At 64.3% G+C, this 24,554-nt stretch carries 24 protein-coding genes; 12 read left to right on the forward strand and 12 right to left on the reverse strand.

The genetic code is table 11. The annotated features are described in order from the left end of the window. The first annotated feature begins 569 nt into the window (after positions 1 to 569). Positions 570 to 2,798, forward strand: coding sequence for an ATP-binding protein (locus tag IVB31_RS08155; protein WP_247320629.1), 2,229 nt, complete (start codon positions 570 to 572; stop codon positions 2,796 to 2,798). Here the strand turns inward: IVB31_RS08155 and IVB31_RS08160 are convergent, their stop codons facing one another. The 7 genes from IVB31_RS08160 to IVB31_RS08190 form a co-directional block, all read right to left on the reverse strand. Then, positions 2,799 to 3,242, reverse strand: a complete 444-nt coding sequence (locus IVB31_RS08160; protein WP_247320896.1) for a hypothetical protein — start codon at positions 3,240 to 3,242, stop codon at positions 2,799 to 2,801. Positions 3,243 to 3,261: 19 nt separating this feature from the next. Further along, positions 3,262 to 3,630 (reverse strand): nuclear transport factor 2 family protein, encoded by a 369-nt coding sequence (locus IVB31_RS08165; RefSeq protein WP_247320630.1) that lies wholly within the window; start codon positions 3,628 to 3,630, stop codon positions 3,262 to 3,264. Between the two features lie 81 nt (positions 3,631 to 3,711). Then, the gene (locus IVB31_RS08170; protein WP_247320631.1) at positions 3,712 to 4,179 is read right to left on the reverse strand and encodes a MarR family transcriptional regulator; all 468 of its coding nucleotides are present in this window, start codon (positions 4,177 to 4,179) and stop codon (positions 3,712 to 3,714) included. Positions 4,180 to 4,187: 8 nt separating this feature from the next. Further along, a complete protein-coding gene (locus IVB31_RS08175) occupies positions 4,188 to 5,798 on the reverse strand; it encodes an acyl-CoA synthetase (protein WP_247320632.1) in 1,611 nt (536 codons plus the stop codon). Positions 5,799 to 5,800: 2 nt separating this feature from the next. Further along, complete coding sequence (locus IVB31_RS08180) at positions 5,801 to 6,937, reverse strand: epoxide hydrolase family protein (RefSeq protein ID WP_247320633.1); 1,137 nt, start codon at positions 6,935 to 6,937, stop codon at positions 5,801 to 5,803. Positions 6,938 to 7,065: 128 nt separating this feature from the next. After that, entirely contained in the window at positions 7,066 to 7,521 is a 456-nt protein-coding gene (locus tag IVB31_RS08185) for a GatB/YqeY domain-containing protein (RefSeq protein WP_247320634.1), read from the reverse strand. A 33-nt stretch (positions 7,522 to 7,554) separates the two neighbouring features. Then, positions 7,555 to 8,283, reverse strand: a complete 729-nt coding sequence (locus tag IVB31_RS08190; RefSeq protein WP_247320635.1) for an alpha/beta hydrolase — start codon at positions 8,281 to 8,283, stop codon at positions 7,555 to 7,557. A 146-nt stretch (positions 8,284 to 8,429) separates the two neighbouring features. Between IVB31_RS08190 and carA the strand changes: the two genes are divergently transcribed. Both carA and IVB31_RS08200 read left to right on the forward strand, forming a co-directional pair. Continuing rightward, positions 8,430 to 9,620 carry a glutamine-hydrolyzing carbamoyl-phosphate synthase small subunit gene (gene carA, locus IVB31_RS08195; protein ID WP_247320636.1) on the forward strand — a complete coding sequence of 397 codons (1,191 nt, stop codon included), beginning with the start codon at positions 8,430 to 8,432 and terminating at the stop codon, positions 9,618 to 9,620. A 117-nt stretch (positions 9,621 to 9,737) separates the two neighbouring features. After that, positions 9,738 to 10,262, forward strand: coding sequence for a cupin domain-containing protein (locus tag IVB31_RS08200; protein WP_247320637.1), 525 nt, complete (start codon positions 9,738 to 9,740; stop codon positions 10,260 to 10,262). A 169-nt stretch (positions 10,263 to 10,431) separates the two neighbouring features. Here the strand turns inward: IVB31_RS08200 and IVB31_RS08205 are convergent, their stop codons facing one another. Next, positions 10,432 to 10,956, reverse strand: coding sequence for a DNA starvation/stationary phase protection protein (locus IVB31_RS08205; RefSeq protein ID WP_247320639.1), 525 nt, complete (start codon positions 10,954 to 10,956; stop codon positions 10,432 to 10,434). A 113-nt stretch (positions 10,957 to 11,069) separates the two neighbouring features. Here IVB31_RS08205 and IVB31_RS08210 point away from each other — a divergent pair, with 113 nt between their 5' ends. After that, a complete protein-coding gene (locus IVB31_RS08210) occupies positions 11,070 to 11,771 on the forward strand; it encodes a methyltransferase domain-containing protein (RefSeq protein ID WP_247320641.1) in 702 nt (233 codons plus the stop codon). Between the two features lie 243 nt (positions 11,772 to 12,014). Here the strand turns inward: IVB31_RS08210 and IVB31_RS08215 are convergent, their stop codons facing one another. Then, positions 12,015 to 12,386 (reverse strand): helix-turn-helix transcriptional regulator, encoded by a 372-nt coding sequence (locus IVB31_RS08215; protein ID WP_247320644.1) that lies wholly within the window; start codon positions 12,384 to 12,386, stop codon positions 12,015 to 12,017. A gap of 110 nt (positions 12,387 to 12,496) precedes the next feature. Here IVB31_RS08215 and IVB31_RS08220 point away from each other — a divergent pair, with 110 nt between their 5' ends. The 3 genes from IVB31_RS08220 (at position 12,497) to greA (ending at position 17,958) form a co-directional block, all read left to right on the forward strand. Continuing rightward, complete coding sequence (locus IVB31_RS08220; protein WP_247320646.1) at positions 12,497 to 13,666, forward strand: MFS transporter; 1,170 nt, start codon at positions 12,497 to 12,499, stop codon at positions 13,664 to 13,666. Positions 13,667 to 13,807: 141 nt separating this feature from the next. Beyond that, positions 13,808 to 17,272 (forward strand): carbamoyl-phosphate synthase large subunit, encoded by a 3,465-nt coding sequence (carB, locus tag IVB31_RS08225; RefSeq protein WP_247320648.1) that lies wholly within the window; start codon positions 13,808 to 13,810, stop codon positions 17,270 to 17,272. 212 nt (positions 17,273 to 17,484) lie between these two features. Continuing rightward, positions 17,485 to 17,958 carry a transcription elongation factor GreA gene (greA, locus tag IVB31_RS08230; RefSeq protein WP_027534300.1) on the forward strand — a complete coding sequence of 158 codons (474 nt, stop codon included), beginning with the start codon at positions 17,485 to 17,487 and terminating at the stop codon, positions 17,956 to 17,958. Positions 17,959 to 18,190: 232 nt separating this feature from the next. Here the strand turns inward: greA and IVB31_RS08235 are convergent, their stop codons facing one another. Beyond that, positions 18,191 to 18,670 carry an Lrp/AsnC family transcriptional regulator gene (locus IVB31_RS08235; RefSeq protein ID WP_247320651.1) on the reverse strand — a complete coding sequence of 160 codons (480 nt, stop codon included), beginning with the start codon at positions 18,668 to 18,670 and terminating at the stop codon, positions 18,191 to 18,193. Between the two features lie 265 nt (positions 18,671 to 18,935). On the opposite strand from IVB31_RS08235, the gene trxB reads away from it, so the two are divergent. The 5 genes from trxB to IVB31_RS08260 all read left to right on the forward strand — a co-directional run bounded on the left by trxB (position 18,936) and on the right by IVB31_RS08260 (position 22,865). Beyond that, entirely contained in the window at positions 18,936 to 19,901 is a 966-nt protein-coding gene (gene trxB / locus IVB31_RS08240) for a thioredoxin-disulfide reductase (protein ID WP_247320653.1), read from the forward strand. A 5-nt stretch (positions 19,902 to 19,906) separates the two neighbouring features. Then, positions 19,907 to 20,830 (forward strand): LysR family transcriptional regulator, encoded by a 924-nt coding sequence (locus IVB31_RS08245; RefSeq protein ID WP_247320655.1) that lies wholly within the window; start codon positions 19,907 to 19,909, stop codon positions 20,828 to 20,830. Positions 20,831 to 21,277: 447 nt separating this feature from the next. Further along, positions 21,278 to 22,183, forward strand: a complete 906-nt coding sequence (locus tag IVB31_RS08250; RefSeq protein ID WP_247320657.1) for a 4-hydroxy-tetrahydrodipicolinate synthase — start codon at positions 21,278 to 21,280, stop codon at positions 22,181 to 22,183. A gap of 256 nt (positions 22,184 to 22,439) precedes the next feature. Continuing rightward, positions 22,440 to 22,586 (forward strand): hypothetical protein, encoded by a 147-nt coding sequence (locus IVB31_RS08255; protein ID WP_247320658.1) that lies wholly within the window; start codon positions 22,440 to 22,442, stop codon positions 22,584 to 22,586. Between the two features lie 132 nt (positions 22,587 to 22,718). Then, a complete protein-coding gene (locus tag IVB31_RS08260; protein ID WP_247320660.1) occupies positions 22,719 to 22,865 on the forward strand; it encodes a hypothetical protein in 147 nt (48 codons plus the stop codon). Between the two features lie 79 nt (positions 22,866 to 22,944). Here IVB31_RS08260 and IVB31_RS08265 read toward each other — a convergent pair whose 3' ends face one another. Beyond that, complete coding sequence (locus IVB31_RS08265; protein WP_007596685.1) at positions 22,945 to 23,622, reverse strand: ParA family protein; 678 nt, start codon at positions 23,620 to 23,622, stop codon at positions 22,945 to 22,947. A gap of 433 nt (positions 23,623 to 24,055) precedes the next feature. Next, on the reverse strand, positions 24,056 to 24,418 hold the full coding sequence (locus IVB31_RS08270) for a hypothetical protein (protein ID WP_247320662.1): 363 nt from the start codon (positions 24,416 to 24,418) through the stop codon (positions 24,056 to 24,058). Positions 24,419 to 24,554: the final 136 nt, after the last annotated feature.

Raw genomic sequence — 24,554 nt, forward strand, 5'->3', positions numbered from 1 at the left:
TCGTGCGCGAATAGTCGTGGCGCTGGGTATGCGCAGGGACGACCTGTTTTTCCGACATTGCCGCACCGTGCGCGCAATCAGTGCAATTAGCTATCGTTTTCTCGCCCGTGTCGCGCTTTTGAAGCGCCGAATGCACTCTCGGTCGGATAAGGCGGGCCGCTGCATGAACGGAGGAAGCTGGCAGGTCTTCGATCCGCGCAACACCACGCCGCGGATCGGCCGGGTTCTGATCGCGCAGGGACGTGATGGGCGAATGGCTCGCAGCCGGTCGCGTCCGGCACCAGATAGACCATGCAGCGCACGCGAATGACCTCTATATTGGCGATCTGCGTGCACGCGCGAGTTGAGTGCCGGATGAGAGTATCCCGGTGCCGCCGGCGGAGACCCGGGAACAGCGCCAACTCAGCTTCGACTCGTCCTTCAGAGAGCTCATCCGTGCTGCACGCGGCTCGAATCTTTCCCGCCGAGGAACTTTTTCGGCCCGATGGCTATGGACTGGGCGGAGGGTGGTGCCGCAGATTGGGTCTTTGAACCAGCACGCGCGATGATCCGGATGGACCGCCCGACCGATGAGCTTGCGTACCCGGCTACTGATACTCGTCATCGCGGCCATGCTGGTGCCGGCGAGCCTCGTTGGCTTGCGGTTCGTGCAGAACAGGACCAGCGAAATCAACGCCGCCCTGGCCAATCTGGCGGCGTCGGCCGACGACATTGCGAGCGATCTCGGCGAGAAGATTCAGGGCACCGCGCAGCTTCATTACGGCCTGGCCCGTGCGCGCGACCTCGACACGCGCGACAAGGCGGCGTGCTCGGCGTTTCTGTCGGATGTGCGTGAGGAATACCCCCAATTCACCGGAATCTTGACCATCGATCCGGACGGCAGCCTGTTCTGCGACTCGTTGCGAACCAATCGCACCCTCGATCTGCGGGATCGCGCCTATTTCAAGCAGGCGCTGGTCTCGCGCAGCGTCGTGGTTGAGCCGGTATTCGGGCGGCTGACCGGAATATCGGTGCTCCAGATCGCATATCCGGTGCGAACGGAGGCGGGCGCGCTGAAAATGGTGCTGCTCGCCTCGTTCAACCTGCGCAAATTCGCCGAGTATCACCACAAGCGGCTGCTCGCCGAGAAGGAGATCCTGCTCGTCGACGGCAAGGGCACGGTTCTCGTCGCGCCTTCGGGAGGCGGCTGGACCGAGCCCGTCGGCGCGTCGATTGCGGGATCCGAGCTGCTGCGCTTCGCGACAGCTCCCGATCAAAAGGCATTTCAGGAAGTGACCGGGCGCGACGGCCGCGCGCAGGTCTGGGCCGTCGCCCACTCGCCTTCGACCCGCGATGCCGGCCTCTACATCCTGGTCGGACGGTCCAAGGACGGACTGGTCGCGGCGGCTAGCCGCCGACTCTACGAGGACATGGCGATCCTCGCGCTGGCCTCGCTGCTGCTGCTGGCCGGCGTATGGATCCTCGCGACCGTCAGCGTCGGCCGCCAGGTCGGGCGGCTCGCCAGCATGGCGAAGAGGCTCGGGCTCGGCGATCTCAGCGCACGAATTCCCCCTCCCCATCCGCGCGGCGAGCTGGGCGGATTGATGAGCCTCCTCAACGGCACCGCGGAGTCGCTCCAGCAGCAGCGCGCCGCCATCGCGGACCTCAACCAGAAGCTCAGTCAATCGCAGAAGATGGAGGCCATGGGCCAGCTCACCGGCGGCGTGGCGCATGATTTCAACAATCTGTTGACCGTCATTCTCGGCAATTCGGAGCATCTTGCCGAAAGGCTGGCGGGAAACAAGGAGTTGCACCGGATCGCCAGCGACATCGCGACCGCCGCCGAGCGGGGCTCCGACCTGACGCGGAGCCTGCTCGCCTTCGCGCGCAAGCAGCCTCTGAGGCCGCGAGACATCGACATCCGCGAGAAGATTCGCGAGATGGAGCCGTTGTTGCGCCGTCCGCTGGGCGAGCACATCGAATGCACCTTCGCGCTCGAACACGATGTGTGGTTGACCAGCGTCGATCCCGGCCAACTGACGACTGCGCTGCTCAATCTCGTGCTCAACGCGCGCGACGTCATGCCGCTGGGCGGCAGGCTGACCATCGAGGCGCGCAACACCTCGCTCGGTGACCTCGACCTCGACGTCAACGGCGAGCCGCGGCCAGGCGACTATGTCATGGTGGCCGTGACGGACACCGGCAGCGGCATGACCGCCGAGGTGGCGAGCCGTGCGTTCGAGCCGTTCTTCACCACCAAGGAGGTCGGCAAGGGCACCGGGCTCGGCCTGAGCATGGTCTACGGGTTTGTGCGGCAGTCCGGCGGCCTGGTGCAGATGCAGTCCGAACCGGGGCAGGGCAGCGCCGTCAGGCTGTTCTTTCCCCGCCTTGCCACGCCGCCGAACGCGGCTCCGTCACCCCCTGAGCGCATCGTCGCGCTCGACGGACGCGAGACCATTCTCGTCGTCGAGGACGACGACATGGTTCGGGCCTATGTCGAAAACGAGCTGAAGACACTCGGCTACCGCGTCATCACGGCGGCGAACGGCCCGGCGGCGCTCGACTTGTTGCGCCAGTCCGGGGCCATCGACCTGCTGTTCACCGACGTCGTGATGCCCGGCGGCATGTTCGGGCCGGAGCTTGCCAGGCAGGCAACCCAATTGCGTCCCGGGCTCAAGGTGCTCTTCACCTCCGGCTACAGCCAAAATCCCGTCAAGGCGCCCGACGGGCTCAGTGACGCCCGCATCCTGACCAAGCCGTTCCGGCGACGAGACCTCGCCGCGATGCTGCGGTCGGCCCTGTCGGCGCCGTCGCGGTAGTCAGGAGCGTGACCCGAGGAGAAGCGCCGCACCAAGATTGGCCGCGAACAAAGCCGCATCGAAGACGAAGATCCTGAGCATCGGGCCCTTCAGCACCGGCCAGTAAGCTACCCCGACGCGCCCTCCGCGCATCAGGACCGGAAGGTTGTAGGCGAACTGGCTGAAGTGGCAGGCGGCAAAGAACAGGAACAGCACGAGCTGCGCTTCGACCGGCTGGAAGAAAACCGGACGGGCAACCAGAAGATAGAGCGACAAGAGACCAATCGGCAGATTCATCCCGCCCAGGAAGGCGACGCTGGCGGACAGGGTCGGCGCGATCGGATTGCTGCGCTCTTCCCGCGGCAGCAAGATTTTCAACGTATTGCGCTGGGCAAGACTGAACTGGATGAAAGCGCCGCCGAACCAGAGCGCGTTGAGCAGCAGAACGAAATCCGAAAGGCGCATGACTATTTTCCGTAAAAGGCTATTTTCCGTAAAAGGCTTCGCTGCGCACCACACGGCCCGCATCGTCGAAATCCATGAACTCGCTGGCGCGCGTGTCGCCCAGCTGCCACCACACGGTCAGTCGCGCGATCGCCGCATCCCAGCTCCAGCTCAGGATCTTCAATTCGGCGCTTTCGATGTGGCCATAGGCTTTGCGCCAATAGGCGCGGATGTTCTCGGCGCCCGAGACGGTGGAAGACCCCGTCAGTGTGAGAGCAAGAGGGCTGCGCATCTCCGCGTTATCGGCAAAATGCGCGACGACCGCGTCGATATCCACCCTGCACCAGCTTGCGCACCATGCCGCGACAAAGCGTTCAGCGGCCGTGCGATCCATTTTCAGTGCGCTCATGGCGCGGCCCTCCCCTGGCCCGTTGGCCGGGAAAGTGGCAAAGCTTACGCCTCATGTCAACCATGTTGACTTCAGAGCTCGTCAGTTCGCGTCGGCAATCGCCTCCATGACGCCCATCCACGCCGCCGCACCCGGCGCCCCGACGCGATCGAACGCCTCGCGCAGCACCTTGCGCTCGTGGTCCGAGGCCCGCTGCTCGACGCGCTGTCCCGCGGCCGTCAGGCGCAGCAATTTTGAGCGATGCTGCTCGGGCGAGCGCTTCGACGTCAGGAGCTTGCGCTCCAGCAACAGGTTGAGCGGCCGGTTCAGAGCCTGCTTGGAAATGCCGAGAATCTCGATCAGCGAGCCGATCGCGATATCCGGCCGGCGCGCCACCACGTAGAGGATACGATGGTGCGGGCGCGACAGGCCCTGCTTCGCAAGATATTCGTCGGCCTCCAGCGTCATCCCGCGCCAGCCGTAATACATGAGCTCCAGCGCCGCATCGAGATCGTGCAGCTTCGTGAGCGAAGCGCGGTGAAGTCCCGCGGCCTGAGAGGTCTTTGCCATTGAAGAAGCTACCCCCTCGCCCGCAGCTCGCGCCGCAGCACCTTTCCCGTCGCCGTCATCGGCAGCGTCTCCGCGAACTCGACGAAGCGCGGATATTCGTGGGCGGCGAGCTGCACCTTGACGAACTCCTGGATCTCGCGCGCGAGCGCGTCGCCGGCGGCAAAGCCCGGGCGCAGCACGATCCAGGCCTTGATCGATTCGGTGCGGATCGGATCGGGGATGCCGACCACCGCGGCCATCGCCACCGAGGGATGCTTCATCAGCGTGTGCTCGATCTCGGACGGGCCGACGCGATAGCCGGCGGTGGTGATGACGTCGTCCTCCCGGCTGACATACCAGAAATAGCCGTCCGCATCCTGGATACCGAGATCGCCGGTCAACAGGAATTCGCCGGCATATTTCTTCGCCGTCGCGTCCGGATTGCGCCAATATTCGAGCATCGTGCACGGGCACGGCTGGCGCACGCCGATGATGCCGCGTTGTCCGCGCGGTAGTTCCTCGCCCTTGTCGTTGACGATGCGGACATCGAAGCCCGGCGTCGCCTTGCCCATCGCGCCGGGGCGGATCGGAAATAGATTTGCGTTGCTGCCGATCACGAGGTTGCACTCGGTCTGACCGAACACTTCGTGCGCATCGATGCCAAAGGTCTCGCGCACCCAGCCCAGCATTTCGCCGCCGAGGGATTCACCGCCGGTAAAGATGCTGCGCAGCTTGACGCCCGAATGCGTCACGCCGGCCTGCCGCATCAGCTTAAGCGCCGTGGGCGGCAGGAAGACGTTGCGGACACCGAGATCGGCCATCATCTGCATCGCCGGCTGCGGCTCGAATTTTCGCGCGCGATGACCGACCAGCGGAATGCCGTGATACCAGAACGCGAACAGACCGTTGACGAGGCCGCCGATCCAGGCCCAGTCCGCCGGCGTCCACATGAGATCGCCGGGGCGCGGCAGGAAGTTGTGACACATCTCGACATTAGGCAGATGGCCGAGCACGACACGGTGCGCATGCAGCGCGCCCTTCGGATTGCCTGTCGTGCCGGAGGTATAGATGATCAACGCGGGATCGTCGGCGGAGGTATCGATCGATTCGAAGGCGGGCGATGCTGCCTTCACCGCATCCCAGAATGATTTTGTTCCGACCGGCGCGCGCTCGCCGACGACATAAACATTCTTCAGGTCCGGCAAGCGGTCGCGGATCTTCTGAAGCTTCTCCCAGCCCGCCTCGTCAGTGACAATGGCCTTCGCTTGCGAATTCGACAGGCGGAATTCCAGCGCGTCCTCACCGAACAGCGCGAACAGCGGGATCGAGATCATCGCCGAGCGGAACGCCGCCATATGCGCCACCGGCAATTCCAGCGATTGCGACAGGAACACTGCGACGCGGTCGCCGCGGGCAAGACCGTCCGCCTTCAGCACGTTGGCGAAGCGGCGCGACATCTCCGCGACCTCGTCGAAGGAGGTGCGCGTGGTGGCGCCGTTCTCGTCGACATAGACCAGCGCGAGGCGGCCCGTGCCGTCGGCATGGCGGTCGCAGCAGGCCTCCGCCATGTTGAAACGCGCCGGGATGTCCCAGCGGAAGTCGCGATAGAGCTCGTCGTAGGTTGCAGCTTCGGTGAGCATGGCTACCGCACCGTCCGAAAGAATTTTCTGACCTCGCCGACATACAGCTCCGGCTGCTCGAACGCGGCGAAATGGCCGCCCTTCTCCATCTCGCTCCAATGCGTGATGTTGTGGAAGTTCGGTTCCATCCAGCGCCGCACCGGCGTGATGATCTCCTTGGGGAAGACTGCGACGCCGGTCGGCACCTTGACCACAGGCGACGTCCGGCGCTTGCCAAAACTTTCCCAGTAAAGCCGCGCCGACGAGGCCGCCGTCTCCGTCACCCAATAGAGCATGACGTTGTCGAGCAGCTCGTCCTTGGTGAAGATGTTTTCGGGATGGCCGTCGCAATCGGTCCAGGCCCAGAATTTCTCCAGGATCCAGGCCGCCTGCCCGCTCGGCGAATCTGTCAGGCCGTAGCCGAGTGTCTGCGGCCGCGTCGCTTGCTGCTTCGAATAGCCGGAGTCCAGGTCGACGTAATGCTTGAGGCCGGCGAGCGCGCGCTTCTCTTCCGCCGTTGGTTCGCCCTCGACTTTCGGCGCTGCGTTGAAGGCGAGCGTGATGTGGATGCCGGCGCAATGCTCGCCGTCCTGCATGCCGAGCGAGGTCGTCACCGCCGAGCCCCAGTCGCCGCCCTGCGCGCCGTACCTGACATAGCCGAGCCGGTCCATCAGCTTTGCCCAGGTGGCGGCGATGCGATCGACGCCCCAGCCGGTGCTCTTCGGCTTGGCCGAGAACCCAAACCCCGGCAGCGACGGACAGACAACGTGAAACGCATCCGCGGGATTGCCGCCATGCGCGGCGGGATCGACCAGCGGCGCGATCACCTTCTGGAATTCGACGATCGAGCCGGGCCAGCCATGGGTGATGATCAGCGGCAGCGCCGACGGCTCCTTCGAGCGCACATGCAGGAAGTGGATGTCGAGCCCGTCGATCTCGGTGGTGAACTGCTCGAAGCGATTAAGCTTTGCTTCGCGGGCGCGCCAGTCATAGCCGTCCGCCCAATAGGTGCAGATCTCCTGGATCCATGTCAGCGGCGCGCCCTGGCTCCAGTCGTCAACCAGTTCCGCCTCCGGCCAGCGTGTGCGGGCAAGCCGCGACGTGAGGTCAGCGAGGATGTCGTCACTGACGGCGATGCGGAACGGTTTGATGGCGGTCATCGGTTGGCTCCCGAGCTTCTCGTCATTCCGGAGCGCGCCTCTCGGCGCGTGCCCGGAATCCATTCACACAGAGCCGGCGGCTCGATCGATTCCGGGTTCGACGCTTCGCGTCGCCGCGGAATGACAACCTAACCCGTCAGCGCTGCCTTCACGAGACCAGAGGCCCTGCCGAAATCCATCTGGCCGGCGTACTTCGTCTTCAGCACGGCGATCACCTTGCCCATGTCCTTCATGCCGGCCGCGCCCGTCTCGGCAATGGCGTCCGCGATAGCCTTCTTCACGTCGTCGTCCGACATCTGCTTCGGCAGATAAGCCGAGATGATCGCGATCTCCTCGCGCTCTTGAGCTGCAAGCTCGGCACGGCCGCCCTTGTCGTAGAGCTCGACCGATTCCTGGCGCTGCTTGATCATCTTCTGAAACACGCCGAGCAAGTCGGCATCACTAAGCGGTGGCTTGCCGTTGCCGCGCGCGTCGATGTCGGCGTTCTTGATGGTCGAGTTGACCATGCGCAGCGTGGACAGCTTGCGCTCGTTCTTGGCCTTCATGGCCTCCTTGACCGCATTGTTGATGTCGTCGCGCAGCATGGTCGTGCTCCCCTAGAATATCCGACGCCTGATCTAGGCCGTTCGCGGCCCTGAGACAACCGGGGTTCCCAGCCATTCGACCAGCGCCCGCACCGTTGCCTCGGGCTGCTCCGGCTGCGGCAGATGCCCGCAATTCTCGAGAACGACGAGCTTCGCGCCGGCAATGCCCTCCGCCATCTCCTTCGAGAACGCGTTGGGAATCGTGTTGTCGGCATCGCCGGTCAGCACCAGCGTCGGGCATTTGATCGTCGCCAGCGTCGGCCGTGAATCCACCCGCGCGATGATCGCGGTCTGCTGTCGGAGATAACCTTCGACGCCGACGTCCTCGCCCTGCTCATGCACGAGCTGGCGAATGCCTGAATCGTCGCGGCGCGAGGGATGCACCAGTTCGGGGAACATTTCTTCGCGCGCGGCCCGCAGCTCGCCGCGCCTGGCCCGTTCCATCAGGCCGCGGCGGCGCGCGGTCGCCTCCTCCGCATCTGGCCGCGCCTGGGTGTTGATCAGCGCGAGCTTCAAAACCCGCTCGGGCGCCTGGCGCATGATCTCGAGCGCGATGTAGCCGCCCATGGAATGGCCGGCGAGCGCGAAGCGCGGCGGCGTCTCGCTCAGCACCCGCCGCGCGATCGCCGCCATGCTGTCGTCGCGAATATGGTTGGCGACCATCACCGGGCCGAACCGCCAGAGCGAGGGGATGACCGGGGCGTAGATCCGGGCCGACGACGCCAGCCCCGGAACCAGCACAATAGGGGTCGTCTGGTCCATTATTGCCTCCCACGCCCCGGAATTTGCCGGAAATTATGCCGCCGAGCTTAGGGGCCCGAGGAGAGCTGTCAAATATGCAAAAACGCATGTGAATCGACGCATCTCCGCTTTGACGCCGGCGTCCGCGGAGACTATGAACCGGGCTCATGACACAACATGACAACGATCCCGCCTGGCCGGACCACAAACCGACCGCGCTGTTGGTGCTCGCCGACGGCACGGTGCTGGAAGGTTTTGGCCTCGGCGCCGAGGGCCAGGCCGTCGGCGAAGTCTGCTTCAACACTGCGATGACCGGCTATGAAGAGATTCTCACCGATCCCTCCTATGCCGGCCAGCTCATCACCTTCACCTTCCCGCATATCGGCAATGTCGGCACCAACGAGGACGACATCGAGACGGTGAACATGGCCGCGACACCGGGCGCGCGCGGCGTGATCCTGCGCACCGCGATCACCGATCCCTCGAACTACCGCGCCACCAAGCACCTCGACCAGTGGCTGAAGGCACGCGGCATCATCGGCCTCTCCGGCATCGACACCCGCGCGCTGACCGCGCTGATCCGCAGCAAGGGCATGCCCAACGCCGTGATCGCGCACGCCAGGGACGGCGAGTTCGACCTGCATGGCCTGAAGGAAGAAGCGCGCGAATGGCCGGGCCTCGAGGGCATGGACCTGGTCCCGATGGTCACCTCCGGCCAGCGCTTCACCTGGGACGAGACACCGTGGCTCTGGGACAAGGGCTTTGGCCGCCAGGACAAGCCTGAGTTCAACGTCGTCGCCATCGACTACGGCATCAAGCGCAACATTTTGCGTCTGCTCGCCGGCGTCGGCTGCAAGGTGACGGTGGTGCCGGCGACGACCTCGTCCGAAGATATTCTTGCGATGAAGCCGGACGGCGTGTTCCTGTCGAACGGTCCGGGCGATCCGGCCGCGACCGGCAAATATGCCGTGCCTGTGATCCAGGACGTGATCAAGTCGGGCACGCCGACGTTTGGCATTTGTCTCGGCCATCAGATGCTCGGCCTCGCCGTCGGCGCCAAGACGAAGAAGATGCATCAGGGCCATCACGGCGCCAATCATCCCGTCAAGGACGAGACCACCGGCAAGGTCGAGATCACCTCGATGAACCACGGCTTCGCCGTGGACGAGCACACCCTGCCGAAGGGCGCGACGCAGACCCACATCTCGCTGTTCGACGGCTCCAATTGCGGCATCCAGCTCGACGGCAAGCCTGTGTTCTCGGTGCAGTACCACCCCGAGGCCTCGCCAGGTCCACGCGACTCGCACTATCTGTTCCAGCGATTTGCGGATTTGATGCGGCAGAAGAAGAGCGCGTAAGGCGCGCTATCGCGGTGCATTCGGAAAAGCCCGGGGCTCCTCCCGGGCTTTTTCGTCAAAGGAACGTCGTCTCACACCTCTCGTTGACCCCTGCTACGCTTGCGCAGGAGTCCAGCCATGTCCGCCATCCGCGACAATGCCGAGCCGCTCGCCATCGTGTTCGAGGATGACGGGCTTGTGCCCAACAACATCCTCCCGTTCCTGGTCTACCAGGGTGCGGTAACGCTCGATCCGAAGCGCCCCGAGGAGACGATCGAAAGTCTGTTCGAAGCGAACGGCTGGGGCGGCACGTGGCGCAACGGCGTCTTCGACTATCTGCATTATCACGCGACGGTGCATGAGGTACTTGGCGTGGCGCGCGGCAGTGCGCGGGTCCGCTTTGGTGGCGACCACGGCCAGGAGCTTCAGATCAAGGCCGGCGACGTCGCGATCCTGCCGGCTGGCACGGGGCATCAATGCATCAAGGCGAGCGATGATTTCTGCGTGATCGGCGCCTATCCGCCGGGTGCGAAGATGGTGGTCACGCGGGCAACGGCGGAGAACCACGCCGAGGCGCTGAAGACGATACCGAAGGTCGCGCTGCCGCCGTCCGATCCTGTGACGGGCAAGGATGGGGCACTGATGCGGCTGTGGCGATCATGAGTCGCGAACGCTAGCTGCACACTTCGCCGTCGTCCCGGCGCAGGCCGGGACCCCTACCCACAGGGAGAAGTTGTGGCGCGAGATTGCCCTTGGACGAGTCTTCGCCAAACCAGCTTTCGTGGTTATGGGTCCCGGCCTTCGCCGGGACGACGATGTTGATGCGGTCCGCCTACGCCTCGTTGCCGCCTTCTTGTCTCGTGGCCTCGAACAGGAACCAGGTGCGGCGCTCGGTTTCGTCGATGAAGTTTTCGAGGATGCTCGCGCTCGCCACATCGCCGGCGTCGTCGCAGACCTCGTGCGCCTTGCGCATCGCGCTGGCGACATGCTTGTTGTCCTGCATCAATTCGCGCAGCATCTCGCGCGGCGGGACGTAATCCTCGTTGTTGTCCTTGATGGTCTGGAGTTTTGCGACCTGGCCGATCGACTTCAGCGTGGTGCCGCCGATCTTGCGGACGCGCTCGGCGAGCTGATCGGTGGTGGCGAAGATCTGGTCGGATTGCTCGTCGAGCAGCAGATGATAGTCGCGGAAATGCCGGCCACTGATATGCCAGTGGAAATTCTTGGTCTTCAGGTACAGCGCGAACGCGTCGGCCAGAAGCACGTTGAGCGCCTCCGAGACCTTCTTGACCCCATCGGGCGACAGATCGGTGGGGGTATCGAGGTCGGGCGAGACCTTGCTGGGGGCTTTGCTCACGGGAAACCTTCCTGTTAGGACGCGGACATTGACGGCGCGCCGTCGCACCCCTAACGCAGGCGGGCAGCGCCGGTTCCTTTAGCGGAACCGTTTGGCCGGGACCCTCGGATACCATGGACGATTGGATCGATTATTACGACTCGACGCATACGATCTATGTCAGCAAGTTGCATCGCGATTTGCACTTCCAGATCATCGCGCGGGATATCATCGGCTACATCTCCTCGCCCGAGGCCGTGGTGCTGGACTATGCCTGCGGCGAGGCGCTGTCGGCGAGCCAGGTGGCATCCGCCTGCGGCAAGCTGATCCTCGCCGAGCCCGCGCCCGGCGTGCGCGGCCGGTTGATCGCGCGGTTTGCCCCGAACACGAAGATCCGCGTCCGCTCGCTCGACGACGTCCGCATGATGCAGGAGCAGTCCATCGATCTCGTCGTCATGAACTCGGTCGCGCAATACATGACGGCGGGCGAGCTCGACGGCGCACTCCTCAACATCCGCCGTATCCTCAAACCCTCCGGCAAGCTGGTGCTCGGCGACATCCTCCAGCCCAATGTCGGCATGGTCAGGGACGTCATGGCCCTGCTCGGCTTCGGCCTGCGTCACGGCTTCTTGAAGGATGCGCTGGTCGGGCTGATCAGCACCGCCCTGTCAGATTACCGTCATCTGCGCACGCGCATCGGGCTGCAGCGCTACAGTGAGGAGGAGATCACCGCCAAGCTCAAGGCAGCCGGCTTCGCGGTCCAGCGCGCTCACGGAAATATCGGCCACAATCGGTGGCGCATGACCTTCGTCGCGCGGCCGCCTCTCGTGCGTTAAGCATATCGTCTGCCTGAGGTGGCTTGTCGCACCCCGATCGGTAATGATCGCCGCGGCCCGGTGGCGGAAGCGTTTACGCGGGGGCGATGCATCGCTCTTTATCCTGGTTCAAATCCAGGCCGGGCCTCCACGCTTCGCCCTGCGGGGCTACGCGTGGCGCAGCCACGCCAGACCCGAAGGGGCGAAGCGTGTCCGGCGTAGCTGGAGCGATGCGCAAGCGTAGACGGACTGCCCGCCCGAACCTCAGCTCGCTTCAACCGTTTCGCACTCCGTCAGCAACTGAAGCCGGTCGGCGTCGCGCGTGGCCGATTTGATCACGGCGTCGAGCAGGCCGGGGAAGCGTGCATCCATATCCTCCCGGCGGAGCCGCATGAAGCGGTTGGTGCCGGCGACGCGCGTCAGCATCAGGCCGCATTCGCGCAGCTTGGCGAAGTGATAGGCGAGATTCGACTTGCCGCTGAGCCCGTTGAAGTCGCCGCAGCACAATTCGCTACTGACACGTTCCTGCTGGGCGAGCTGGTACACGATCGCCAATCGGATCGGATCGCTCAGGCAATCCAGAACCATCGGCAGCTCGATCTGCTCGCGGGTGGGGTGGGAAGGCGTGCGGCTCATGATCTGAGGATCATACTGAAGCCGCCGCGATGTTCAATAGTTCTTGAACCAATTGACTCCTGAACCGGCCTCATCGATAGTTCAATAAACATTGAACATAGGACTTTCCAATGAGCGTGTTCTGGCTGGCCTTGGCGGCCTTCGCGATTGGTACCGAAGGCTTTGTCATTGCAGGGCTTTTGCCATCGGTCGCCAGCGACTTGTCGATTTCCGTCCCGGCCGCCGGGCAATTGGTCACCGCCTACGCTCTCACCTACGCGGTCGGCTCCCCGATCCTGGCGGTAACATTGAACAATATCGACCGCCGCACCGTGCTGGCCTTGGCGCTGGTGACCTTCATCGCCGGAAACCTCGCGGCAATGGTGGCATCCAGTTACGTCCTGCTGCTGGCCTCGCGCATGCTGATGGCGCTGGGCTCGGGGCTGTGCATGCCGACCGCGCTCGCGGTGTCCGTGGCGGTCGCCTCGCCGGAGCGGCGCGGCCGCGCAGTGGCGCTGGTCACGTCGGGACTCACGGTTGCGACCGTTATCGGCGTCCCGCTCGGCAATCTCGTCGGCAGCCTGTTTGGCTGGAGTGCGACCTTTGCCATGGTCGCCCTGATCGGCGCCGTCGCGCTCGCGGGCCTGCTGCTCGGCCTGCCCCGAGGCTTGCCGCGCAACACGGCCTCGCTCAGCGAGCGGCTGGCGGTGGCGCGTCACCGCCATGTCCTGGTCGCGCTTGTAATCACGACCCTATGGGCACTCGGCGGCTTCACCATGTTCACCTATTTCGCGGTTCCGCTGCGCGGCCTCGGATTCGACGCTTCGCAGATCAGCCTTGCGCTGCTGGTGTTCGGTGGCGCCGCCGCGATCGGCAACATGCTCGGGGGCGTCCTGGCCGACCGGCTGGGCACGCTTGCCACCGCAGCACTCGGGCTCGCCGGAATGGCGAGCGCGCTTTTCCTGCATTCGTTGGTGCTGAAATTCCTCCCAGGCCAGGCGCATTGCGCGATCCTGGGCCCGATCTTCCTCCAGGGGATTTCGGGCTGGGCGTTCTATCCGGCCCAGATCGCCGGCATCATCCGGATCGAGCCGCAGGCCTCGATGATCGCGCTCTCTCTGAACGCTTCCGCGATGTATCTCGGTTTCGCCATCGGCGGGGCGCTCGGCGGCGCGGTGTTGGCCACCCTCTCGTCAAGCGACCTCGGCTGGATCGGCGGAGCCAGCGTCGCAGCCTCGCTTCTGCTGCATCTCGCCCGGGGCTGGCAGGCCCGGTCAAAACCGGTCAAAATTGCCGGTTGATGGGCATTTTTCGGGGTTTCGCCGCCCCGAAAACTGGTCTAAGACCCACCCGCGCGCAAGGGAGACCACGCGCTCTCGGCCAAGGGACGCGCAGCAAGCGCGCCCTTTTTTTGTGCCCAAATTCCACTTCGGCGAGAGTTGATGCCCAAACGTACAGACATCACCACCATCCTGATCATCGGCGCCGGTCCCATCGTGATCGGCCAGGCCTGCGAGTTCGACTATTCGGGCACCCAGGCGGTGAAAACGCTGAAGGAAGAGGGCTACCGCATCGTCCTCGTCAATTCCAACCCGGCCACCATCATGACCGACCCGGAATTGGCGGACGCGACCTATATCGAGCCGATCACGCCCGAGATCGTCGCGAAAATCATCGAGAAGGAACGTCACGTCATTCCCGGCGGCTTCGCGCTGCTGCCGACCATGGGCGGCCAGACCGCGCTGAACTGCGCGCTGTCGCTGCGCCAGCAAGGCACGCTGGAAAAGTTCGACGTCGAGATGATCGGCGCCACCGCGGACGCGATCGACAAGGCCGAGGACCGCCAGCTGTTCCGCGAGGCCATGACCAAGATCGGGCTCGAGACGCCGAAGTCGCGGCTCGCCAACGCCTCGGCCCTGAAGAAGTCCTTCCGCGACAAACGCCAGGCCGAACGCGAGAAGCTCTCGGGCGCGGCCCTCGAAGAGCACGATCGGCAGTGGACGATGGGCGAGAGCGACCGCCGCAAGCGCTATCAGGAATATGCGCTGGGCCAGGCGCTGATGGCGCTGTCCGAGATCGGCCTGCCCGCGATCATCCGTCCCTCCTTCACGATGGGCGGCACCGGCGGCGGCATTGCCTACAACAAGGAAGAGTTCCTCGACATCATCGAGCGCGGTCTCGACGCGTCTCCGACCAACGAAGTGCTGATCGAAGAATCCGTGCTCGGCTGGAAAGAGTACGAGATGGAGGTGGTGCGCGACAAGAAAGACAATTGCATCATCGTCTGCTCGATCGAGAACCTCGATCCGATGGGCGTGCACACCGGCGATTCCATCACGGTGGCACCGGCGCTGACGCTGACCGACAAGGAATACCAGATCATGCGCGACGCCTCGCTGGCGGTGCTGCGCGAGATCGGCGTCGAGACCGGCGGCTCCAACGTGCAGTTCGGCGTCAATCCCGAGGACGGCCGCATGGTCGTCATCGAGATGAACCCGCGCGTGTCGCGATCCTCCGCTTTGGCTTCGAAAGCCACCGGCTTTCCGATCGCCAAGGTCGCCGCGAAGCTTGCGGTCGGCTACACGCTCGACGAAATCGCCAATGACATCACCGGCGGCGCCACGCCGGCCTCGTTCGAACCGACGATCGACTATGTCGTCACCAAGGTGCCGCGTTTCGCCTTCGAGAAATTCCCCGGCGCCTCCACCACGCTGACGACGTCGATGAAGTCGGTCGGCGAAGTCATGGCGATCGGCCGCACCTTCCAGGAAAGCCTGCAGAAGGCGTTGCGCGGACTCGAGACCGGATTGACCGGCCTCGACGAGATCGAGATCGAAGGTCTCGGCCGCGACGACGACAAGAACGCGATCCGCGCCGCACTCGGCACGCCGACGCCGAACCGGCTGCTCCAGGTCGCGCAGGCGATGCGGCTCGGCTGGTCGGACGAGGAAATCTTCAACTCCTGCAAGATCGACCCGTGGTTCCTCGGCGAGATGCGCGGCATCGTCGTCATGGAGGAGAAGGTCAGGAAGAGCGGCCTGCCCGGCAACGCCTTCGGCATGCGCACGCTCAAGGCCATGGGCTTCTCCGATGCGCGGCTCGCGGTGCTCGCGCAGACGACGGAAGCCGAGGTGACGGCGAAGCGGCACGCGCTCGACGTCCGCCCGGTCTACAAGCGCATCGACACCTGCGCGGCCGAGTTCGCTTCGCCCACCGCCTACATGTACTCGACCTACGAGGCGCCGTTCGCGGGTACGCCTGCGGACGAGAGCAAGCCGTCGGACAAGAAGAAGGTCATCATCCTCGGCGGCGGCCCAAACCGTATCGGCCAGGGCATCGAATTCGACTATTGCTGCTGTCACGCCTGCTTCGCGCTGCATGACGCCGGCTACGAATCCATCATGGTCAACTGCAACCCGGAGACGGTGTCGACCGACTACGACACCGCCGACCGGCTCTATTTCGAGTCGCTCACCGCCGAGGACGTGCTGGAGATCATCGCCAAGGAGCGCACCAACGGCACGCTGCATGGCGTGATCGTGCAGTTCGGCGGCCAGACTCCGCTGAAGCTGGCGCGCGCGCTGGAAGCTGCCGAAGTGCCGATCCTCGGCACCTCGCCCGACGCCATCGATCTCGCGGAAGACCGCGACCGCTTCAAGCGGGTGCTCGACAAGCTGCGGCTGAAGCAGCCGAAGAACGGCATCGCCTATTCGGTCGAGCAGGCGCGGCTGGTCGCGACCGATCTCGGCCTGCCGCTGGTGGTGCGCCCGTCCTACGTGCTCGGCGGCCGCGCGATGCAGATCATCCGCGAGGAGAACCAGCTCAGCGATTACCTGCTCGGCACGCTGCCGGAGCTGGTGCCGGCCGACGTCAAGGCGCGCTACCCGAACGACAAGACCGGCCAGATCAACACCGTGCTCGGCAAGAACCCGCTGCTGTTCGACCGCTATCTGTCCGACGCGACCGAGATCGACGTCGACTGCCTGTGCGACGGCAAGGACACCTTCATCGTCGGCATCATGGAGCACATCGAGGAAGCCGGCATCCATTCCGGCGACAGCGCCTGCTCGCTGCCGCCGCACTCGCTCGATGCCAAGATGATCGGGGAGCTGGAGCGGCAGACCCGCGAGCTCGCGCTCGGCCTCGACGTTGTCGGCCTGATGAACGTGCAATACGCCATCAAGGACGGCGAGATCTACGTGCTCGAAGTCAACCCGCGCGCCTCGCGCACGGTGCCCTTCGTCGCCAAGGTGGTTGGCACGCCCGTTGCGAAGATCGCGGCGCGCATCATGGCCGGCGAGAAGCTCCCCGACTTCAAACTGAAGAAGGCCGACTTCGACCATGTCGGCGTGAAGGAATCGGTGTTTCCGTTCGCCCGCTTCCCCGGCGTCGATACCGTGCTCGGCCCCGAGATGCGCTCGACCGGCGAGGTCATGGGCATCGACCGCTCCTTCGCGGTGGCGTTCGCCAAGAGCCAGCTCGGCGGCGGGACGCGGGTGCCGCGCAAGGGCACGGTGTTCGTCTCGGTTCGCGAGAGCGACAAGACGCGGATCGCCGAGGCCGTTCGCGAGCTGCATTCGCTCGGCTTCAAGGTGCTGGCGACGTCGGGCACGGCGCGCTTCCTCACCGACCAGGGCATCCCGACCGAGAAGGTGAACAAGGTGTTGGAGGGACGGCCGCACATCGTGGACGCCATCACCAATGGCGACGTCCAGCTCGTCTTCAACACCACCGAAGGCCCGCAGGCGCTCGCCGACAGCCGTTCGCTGCGTCGCGCGGCCCTCTTGCATAAAGTGCCGTATTACACCACTCTTTCCGGGGCCGTGGCGGCCGCGCAGGGCATCCGCGCCTATCTGGGCGGGGACCTTGAGGTTCGGACCCTGCAGAGCTACTTTTCGGAAACCTGATCGCGAGCGGAAGGCCAAACCTTCCGCTAAGTGATTGGCGATGAAGCCACAATGGCCGGAGGAACTGTCCGGCCATATGGTCGTTCTGTTCCGGCGCCAAGCCCATATGAACGTCCGGCGGCGGGTGCGTTGAGCCTCCGGATAGACTGACGAATCAAGTTGCGTGCGCGCTGACATGTCGGGGCGCGCGCGACCGAAGGACGAGAGAAGAGATGGAAAAGGTACCGATGACAGCGGGCGGCTTTGCAGCGCTCGGGGAAGAATTGAAGAAGCGCCAGTCGGAGGACCGTCCGCGGATCATCGAGCATATCGCCGAGGCGCGCTCGCATGGCGACCTGTCGGAAAACGCGGAATATCATGCCGCGAAGGAAGAGCAGTCCCACAATGAGGGCCGCATCGCCGAGCTCGAGGACAAGCTTGCACGCGCCGACATCATCGACATCTCTAAGCTGTCCGGCGACACCATCAAGTTCGGCGCCACCGTGACACTTGTCGACGAGGACACCGAGAAGAAGGCGGTTTGGCAGATCGTCGGCGAGGTCGAGGCCGACGCCAAGAAGGGCCGCATCTCCATCACCTCGCCGCTCGCGCGCGCGCTGATCGGCAAGAAGAAGGGTTCGACCGTCGAGGTCAACGCACCCGGCGGCGCCAAGGCGTATGAGATCACCAAGGTGGAGTGGCGGTAGGGATTTGCCGCTGCGTATGATTGAAAAGGCCGCGCACTGCGCGGCCTTTATGTTGCGGGGAATGTGAGGTGAAGCGCTCACTCAGCCCTCGTGTCCCGGACGCGCTGCAGCGTTCTTACGCTGCTGCGCTGAGCCGGGACCCAGAAGGCAACGCGGATGCGGTGAGATGGGCCCCGGCTCTGCAGCGCACCGCTGAAGAAGCGTTGCGCTGCGTCCGGGGCACGAGATCGGGCTACCTCCGCCCCTTGACGTCCAGCGGCACGGCGGCCTCGTATTTCGAATTATGCAGCACCAGCGAGGTCCGCACGTTGCGCACGTGGGGGGCCGCGGTCAGGTGCGTGACGAAATCCTGGAAGGTGGCCATATCGGGTGCGACGCATTTCAGGATGAAGTCGACTTCCCCCGACAGCATCCAGCACTCGCGCACCAGCGGCTCGGCGCGGACGAACGCCTCGAAGGCGCGCAAATCCGCCTCGGCCTGGCTGGAGAGGTGCACCGCGGCAAACACCGTGACGTCGAAGCCGAGCTTTCGCGCGTCCAGCAGCCCGCGATAGCCGAGGATATACCCCTCCTCCTCCAGCGCCCGGACGCGGCGCAGGCAGGGCGGTGGCGAGATGCCGACGCGCTTGGCCAGCTCGACATTCGTGATTCGACCGTCGGCCTGAATCTCGGTGAGAATTTTCAGGTCGATCTCGTCTAGGTTCCGCGACACGTGATTGGAACTCCTGGCCTTTGCGGCGGCATTCGGTGGCTTATCGCAATCTCATAGCCCAGACCGCACGACCGGCGCAATTTTATTGCGCGTGCAACGCAATCGACTTTTGTTCCCTGTTGGAAAAATCCGCCGACAGGGAATGCAATTCTTGCATAGCTCACCAGAAGGCTTAGATTAGCTCTGATATTTCAGCGCCTCCGCGAGGCCTCCCGGCACGTTCCGCGCCCGCGCTGCAAATCCCCCGTGAAAGGCGTCCGTCAGAATGTCCGCCCCTGTCCATGCAAAGGTTGTCATTATTGGCTCCGGGCCTGCCGGCTATACGGCGGCGATCTACGCCGCGCGCGCGATGCTTGAGCCGATCCTGATCCAGGGCATCCAGGCCGGCGGCCAGCTCACCATCACCACCGATGTCGAGAACTATCCGGGCTTCGCCGACGTGATCCAGGGCCCTTGGCTGATGGAACAGATGGAGAAGCAGGCGGTGCATGTCGGCACCAGGATCGTCTCCGACCTGGTCATCAAGCTCGACACCTCGCAGCGGCCGTTCCGCCTTACCTGCGACAGTGGGGATGTCTATCTCGCCGAAACCGTGATCCTCGCCACCGGCGCGCAAGCGCGCTGGCTCGGGCTGCCGTCCGAGGCGAAATTCCAGGGCGGCGGCGTGTCGGCCTGCGCCACCTGCGACGGCTTCTTCTACCGCAACAAGGACGTCGTGGTGGTCGGCGGCGGCAATACCGCCGTCGAGGAAGCCCTGTACCTCACCAACCATGCCTCGCAGGTCACCATCGTGCATCGTCGCGATCACTTCCGCGCCGAACGCATCCTCCAGGAGCGTCTGTTCAAGCACCCGAAGATCAAGGTGATCTGGGACTCGGCGCTCGACGAGATCTGCGGCACCGAGAACCCCAACAAGGTCACCCATGTGCGGCTGAAGAACGTCAAGACCGGCACGCTCACGGAGGTGAAGACCGATGGCGTGTTCGTCGCCATCGGCCACGCGCCGGCGACCGAGCTCGTGAAGGATCAGATCAAGCTCAAACCGTCCGGCTATGTCGAGGTCGCCCCGAATTCGACCGCGACCTCGGTGCCCGGTCTGTTCGCCGCCGGCGACGTCGCGGACGAGACCTATCGTCAGGCGGTCACAGCGGCCGGCCTCGGCTGCATGGCGGCGCTCGAAGCCGAACGTTTCTTGGCCCTGCGCGCCAGCGAGCGCGCGGCAGCGGAATAAAGATCATGGCCCGAACACGCGACGGATTTACGGATATGGACTGGGACAAGCTGAAGGTGTTTCACGCGGCGGCGGAGGCGGGCAGCTTCACGCATGCGGGCGAGCAGCTCGGCCTGTCGCAATCGGCGGTGTCACGTCAGGTCTCGGCGCTGGAGCAGGAGCTCTCGGTCTCGCTGTTCCACCGCCACGCCCGCGGCCTGATCCTCACCGAACAGGGCGACCTCTTGTTCCGCACCGCGCATGACGTGTTCATGCAGCTGCAGGCGGCGCGCGCCAAACTGACCGACAGCCGCGAGCGGCCGAGCGGCGATCTCAAGATCACCACCACGCCCGGCGTCGGCATCAACTGGCTAATCCCCAGGCTCGGCGAATTCACGGCGCTCTATCCCGAGATCCGGATCTCGCTGATCGTCACCGACGAGGAGCTGGACCTGTCGATGCGCGAGGCCGACGTCGCGATCCGCACCCGCAAGCCGACGCAGCCGGATCTCATCCAGCGCAAGCTCTTCGCGATGGGCTTCCACGCCTATTGCTCGCCGGATTACATCAAGCGCTTCGGCACGCCGCGCACGCTGGAGGAGCTCGACTCCCACCGCATCATCACGCTCTCCGACGGCACCTTCGCGCCGCATCTTCAGAACCGCAATTGGCTGGTCGAAGCGGGGCGCAACGGCTCGGGTCCGCGCGAAGCCTATTTCAGGGTCAACAACATCCTGGGCCTCGTGCGCGCCTGTCAGCAGGGCCTCGGCATTGCTGCGCTGCCGGACTATCTGATCGAAGAGCAGAGCCGCCTCGTGCAGCTGTTCGGCGAATCGGATTCGATCCAGCTCGATACGTATTTTGTCTATCCGGAAGAGCTGAAGACGGTCGCGCGCGTGCAAGTGTTCCGCGACTTCGTGGTGAGCAAGGCGCAGCGCTGGCCGTCCTGATTTCCGCATGTCTGACATGCGGCCCAGGCTGTTGCTGCATGCCGCGCGTCAAGCTCATACTGGTTGCACGCTGAGCCTTCGCGTTGCGCATTTGTCCCCCTCCTCCAGTGGCGCGGGAGTTCAGTAATCCCTCTTGGAAGGTGATTGTGTCGGCCTCACGTGGCCAATACCTTAAGCCGGACCCTCTGGGTCCGGCTTTTTTTCTGCCCCGTTGGGCTTTCGCGCTCCGCGTGTATTGACAGTTCCACGCATACCCCGCATCATTTGCAAATGATCACGAAGTCGTGCGCAGCACTCGCGAAAAAAGGTCCCTGCCCGGGGCCTCGGATTTTTGCGCGCGCTAGCTAAGCTTCGTCATCGCTGCAAATCCCGAAAACCCCGCCGCCTGGACGGGGTTTTTTCATGCGCCTCCGTCTCAGGTTTTTTTCCCCGAGAAGGAGATGGAACATGACCGGACTACACGAACAGTTGCACGGGCTCTGGCTGCCGCTGGTGACGCCGTTTCGCGACGGCGCGCTCGACGAGCGGTCGCTGCGACGGCTGGCACGGCATTACAGTGCACAGGCCGTCGACGGCTTCATCCTGGGGGCGACCTCCGGTGAAGGCATGACGCTGCGCGAGCCCGAACTCGAACGCCTCGTCGCCATCGTCCGCGACGAGATGGCCACCGGCCGCAGCCTTCCGATCTGCCTCGGACTGTCTGGCGCGGACACGTCGCGGCTGAGAGACCGCCTCGACGAGACCGCGGACTGGCCGATCGACGGCTATCTGATCGCGAGCCCGTATTACGTGCGGCCGTCGCAGCGCGGGCTCCTGGCGCATTTCGAGGCGCTCGCCGACCATGCCGCCTGGCCGCTCGCGCTCTACAACATCCCCTATCGCACCTCGGTCAACATCACCAACCAGACGCTGCTGCGGCTGGCCGAGCATCCGAACATCGTCGGCCTGAAGGATTGCGGCGCCAGCCGCGAGCAATCCATCGCGCTGCTGCGCGACAGGCCCAAGGGATTTCGCGTGCTCACCGGCGAGGACGCGAATTATTTCGAGGCGCTCAGCGACGGCGCCGACGGCGGCATCGTGCTGTCCGCCCATCTCGAGACCGAGACGTTTGCGGCTGTGTACACTGAACTGAAGCGCGGCAACCACGACGCGGCGCGGGCACGCTGGCAGGAGGTCGCCGAGCTGACGCGCCTGTTGTTCGCTGAACCCAGTCCCGCACCGGCAAAATACTGGCTGTGGCGCACGGGCCTCATCGACAGTCCCGAAGTGCGCCTGCCGATGGTGGAAGTGGGCAGCGAGCTCGCGGCCACGATCGACCGCGAGATCGAGCGACGGATGAAAGTCGCGGCGTAGTTCGCCCGCCTCACACACGCCGCCTCCTTCTCCCCTCGCTTGTCGTGCTTGCGGGAGACGGCCCCTCACCCCACCCCCTCAGCGCGAGCGAAGCTCGTCGCAGCCCCGCAAGAACGGCGCGAGCGGGTGGGAGAGTGTGCCCGTAGTTAACCGCACACGAATGTCCTTCGCAGTCGCCGCATGATGCATCCACGCCTCGTTTACGCAATCGCGCCTATCGTTTTCGTTCAAAGTCTTTTCAAAAGGGGGAATGACCATGGGGCATCGCACCCGGCCGACGGCCGCGGAAAATTTCGCGCCCGCCGATCTGTTGAAGGGAATTCTGGTGGTGTCGTCGTTCGGGTTCTGGGCCGTGATGCTCGGCCTGATGCCGGTGCTGGTGTTTCGGGTCTGGCTCGCCTGACACCGCCGGCAGCGCGGATGGTTAATCCGTGGTAGCACGTGTGTTCGAATGCGCGCGAGATTGCGACCCGGAATCTTAAAACATCCCGCGCATCGTTCATGCCCATAAAGCGAAGAAATCGCGGGGGCGTTTGTGAATAATCATAACGAAGTGGCGTCGCATTACGACGCCGGACAGCAGGGCTTCACCACCGGGGACATTCTCTGGGCCGCCGGCATCTGGTCGGTGATCCTCACTTTGTCGCCGGTGATCGTGTTCTACATGCTGATGGTGGCGTAACGTCCATCTTCATGATCCTCAGAAACGCAAAACGCGCGGACATCCGCGCGTTTTTCGTCCGGGGAATGATTTATGAAAACTATGCCGCCTGCTTGTGCATTGCGCCGGAAGCCGACGCCGTGCCGCGAATAGCCTTCACCGAACGCTCGATCGCCGCCCACAGCCTTGCGATTTCCTGCGCCGCACGGCTCTCGGCCTGATATTCCCGCGCGCCTTCGCCATGGCTGAGTGCCATCAGCAAATCCGAGCGGTTGGTGATCTGGCCGCCCCACACCGGAGCACGAAACTTCGCCAGCGCCTCGCGGGCGATGGTGACGATCGGGCTTTCGGATTCGTCGCGGCGGGCCGGCGCACCGTTGAGCACGACCGCATAGGGCTTGCGCGCCGCACGGCACATCTGGATCGTCTCCTGCACCGCGTTGACGTCGAACACGCCGGGACGGGCGGGAATCACCACCATGGTGGCATTGCGGATGGCGTCGTCGACGACCGCCGACAGGTTCGGCGGCGTGTCGATCAACACCCATTCATAACCGTCGCGCTTGGCAGCGGAGACGATGCCGCTGACCGAGTTCACCGCGGACTTGATTGGCGGTTCGTTGGTGCCACGCAGCTTGTGCCACAGCGTGAGCGAGCCTTGCGGATCCGCATCGACGAGCAATATCGGCTTGGTCGCCTTGATCTGCGCGGCGAGATGCGCGGCCAGGGTACTCTTGCCCGAGCCACCTTTACGCGATGCAAAAACAATAACGTTCATACCTCTGCCTCCAGATTGACCCCAGGCGGCGAAAATGAATCAGCGCGGTGATTCGGGAAAGAAAAATTTGTCGAGAGTTGCGTCGCCGTCACGAAATAACAAAGCGTGTTGGCTTTTGAGTCACACTGCTTCGTGCGACGAAGATCCAAACCGCAAGGAAACGCACTTCACACAAGCAATCGTGCGTTTTTTGAGCAGCGCCGCGGGACAAAGCGGAACGCAACCTGGCCGGGCAAACCCTGATCCGACTGTTTTCGATCGCGCGCGCTCGTCATTGTCGCAAGCGACTGCACGCCGACGCGAACAAAAGGAGTCCGGTGGCTGTCGCGTGGCTGATGCCGGAAACGCAAATGCCCGGGACATCCAGCGCGACGACACGTCGCGCTTGCCCGGGCATGATGGAGTTTCAGAAATGGAACGGGGCGCGCCGCGTTCAGCTTTCGCTGGATTTCTTCTTCTTGGCCGCCTTCGGCGCCGGCTTGGTGCTCTTCTTCGCGGTCTTGGGCGCGATGCTGGTCGGCCTGCCGGCGCGGGACGCGGCCGCCTCGCCCGGCTCGGGTCCCTGCCGGAAGAAGGCCCGGCACTGCGGCGAGAGCTGCGACTTCTTCTGGATCATGCAGGCGGTGATGGCGTCGACGTTCGGAACGAACTCGCCGCACAGCCGCATCGCATCGGGCGTGCAGGCCTGCTGCTCCTCCTGGGAGTAGGCAAAGCCTTCACCCGGATGGATCAGGACGGCCAGGGCGATCCCCGTGATCGCGGCAGCGAAAGATTTCTTAAAGCGGAACGCCGGCATCGATCCCCCCAAAATGTCGAGTCGGAGCGGATAGTGGGTGAACGGGGGTTCGTTGGCAACGAGGGCGGGTGCGAAAGGCGGGACGTGTGCGGTCTCGGCAACAGGGTGCCTCTCGAACGAAAACCGCGAAAACAAC

It is taken from the genome of Bradyrhizobium sp. 21 (assembly GCF_023073335.1).
Taxonomy (GTDB): domain Bacteria; phylum Pseudomonadota; class Alphaproteobacteria; order Rhizobiales; family Xanthobacteraceae; genus Bradyrhizobium.

Excerpts from the sequence above, each read along its gene's own strand:
- IVB31_RS08155 (WP_247320629.1), top strand. The coding sequence starts at position 570 with ATGAGCTTGCGTACCCGGCTACTGATACTCGTCATCGCGGCCATGCTG.
- IVB31_RS08160 (WP_247320896.1), bottom strand. The coding sequence starts at position 3,242 with ATGCGCCTTTCGGATTTCGTTCTGCTGCTCAACGCGCTCTGGTTCGGC.
- IVB31_RS08165 (WP_247320630.1), bottom strand. The coding sequence starts at position 3,630 with ATGAGCGCACTGAAAATGGATCGCACGGCCGCTGAACGCTTTGTCGCG.
- IVB31_RS08170 (WP_247320631.1), bottom strand. The coding sequence starts at position 4,179 with ATGGCAAAGACCTCTCAGGCCGCGGGACTTCACCGCGCTTCGCTCACG.
- IVB31_RS08175 (WP_247320632.1), bottom strand. The coding sequence starts at position 5,798 with ATGCTCACCGAAGCTGCAACCTACGACGAGCTCTATCGCGACTTCCGC.
- IVB31_RS08180 (WP_247320633.1), bottom strand. The coding sequence starts at position 6,937 with ATGACCGCCATCAAACCGTTCCGCATCGCCGTCAGTGACGACATCCTC.
- IVB31_RS08185 (WP_247320634.1), bottom strand. The coding sequence starts at position 7,521 with ATGCTGCGCGACGACATCAACAATGCGGTCAAGGAGGCCATGAAGGCC.
- IVB31_RS08190 (WP_247320635.1), bottom strand. The coding sequence starts at position 8,283 with ATGGACCAGACGACCCCTATTGTGCTGGTTCCGGGGCTGGCGTCGTCG.
- carA (WP_247320636.1), top strand. The coding sequence starts at position 8,430 with ATGACACAACATGACAACGATCCCGCCTGGCCGGACCACAAACCGACC.
- IVB31_RS08200 (WP_247320637.1), top strand. The coding sequence starts at position 9,738 with ATGTCCGCCATCCGCGACAATGCCGAGCCGCTCGCCATCGTGTTCGAG.
- IVB31_RS08210 (WP_247320641.1), top strand. The coding sequence starts at position 11,070 with ATGGACGATTGGATCGATTATTACGACTCGACGCATACGATCTATGTC.
- IVB31_RS08215 (WP_247320644.1), bottom strand. The coding sequence starts at position 12,386 with ATGAGCCGCACGCCTTCCCACCCCACCCGCGAGCAGATCGAGCTGCCG.
- IVB31_RS08220 (WP_247320646.1), top strand. The coding sequence starts at position 12,497 with ATGAGCGTGTTCTGGCTGGCCTTGGCGGCCTTCGCGATTGGTACCGAA.
- carB (WP_247320648.1), top strand. The coding sequence starts at position 13,808 with ATGCCCAAACGTACAGACATCACCACCATCCTGATCATCGGCGCCGGT.
- greA (WP_027534300.1), top strand. The coding sequence starts at position 17,485 with ATGGAAAAGGTACCGATGACAGCGGGCGGCTTTGCAGCGCTCGGGGAA.
- trxB (WP_247320653.1), top strand. The coding sequence starts at position 18,936 with ATGTCCGCCCCTGTCCATGCAAAGGTTGTCATTATTGGCTCCGGGCCT.
- IVB31_RS08245 (WP_247320655.1), top strand. The coding sequence starts at position 19,907 with ATGGCCCGAACACGCGACGGATTTACGGATATGGACTGGGACAAGCTG.
- IVB31_RS08250 (WP_247320657.1), top strand. The coding sequence starts at position 21,278 with ATGACCGGACTACACGAACAGTTGCACGGGCTCTGGCTGCCGCTGGTG.
- IVB31_RS08255 (WP_247320658.1), top strand. The coding sequence starts at position 22,440 with ATGGGGCATCGCACCCGGCCGACGGCCGCGGAAAATTTCGCGCCCGCC.
- IVB31_RS08265 (WP_007596685.1), bottom strand. The coding sequence starts at position 23,622 with ATGAACGTTATTGTTTTTGCATCGCGTAAAGGTGGCTCGGGCAAGAGT.
- IVB31_RS08270 (WP_247320662.1), bottom strand. The coding sequence starts at position 24,418 with ATGCCGGCGTTCCGCTTTAAGAAATCTTTCGCTGCCGCGATCACGGGG.